The organism is Clostridium boliviensis (assembly GCF_033342255.1).
In the GTDB taxonomy this organism is placed as follows: Bacteria; Bacillota; Clostridia; order Lachnospirales; family Lachnospiraceae; genus Lacrimispora; species Lacrimispora boliviensis.
Window position 1 is genome coordinate 1 of sequence record NZ_JAWONS010000050.1, and the last position, 310, is coordinate 310.

1 protein-coding gene is annotated in these 310 nt (G+C 64.2%); it reads right to left on the reverse strand.

Going from position 1 to position 310, the window contains the following annotated elements; translation table 11 throughout:
* A partial coding sequence (locus tag RZO55_RS02640; protein WP_318062750.1) for a hypothetical protein occupies nucleotides 1-310 on the reverse strand: 310 nt, incomplete at both ends.

Consider the following 310-nt stretch of genomic DNA (forward strand, 5'->3'; position numbering starts at 1 on the left):
GACGGCGTTCCACCCCGGCGATCCGCGCGCGGATCGCCTCGGCACCCATCGCTTCGAGCCGCTTATTCACTTGCTCCAAACGCAGACGTGCTGTTTCTAGCTCATCGCAAATGAAGCGGAGCTCCCCCTTCAGTTCGTCCACATCGGCGATGACCTCGTCCCGGTTTTGCTCCAAAAGGGCCTGACGGCGGCGGGAATCCTCCAGCTGTTCGTCGAGGCGCCGGACTTCCCCCAGCCGGTCGCAGTAGGTTCGCATCCCTTCGACCGCCGCAGCATAGGCCGACTCCTCCGCGGGCAGATCGATTCCCTG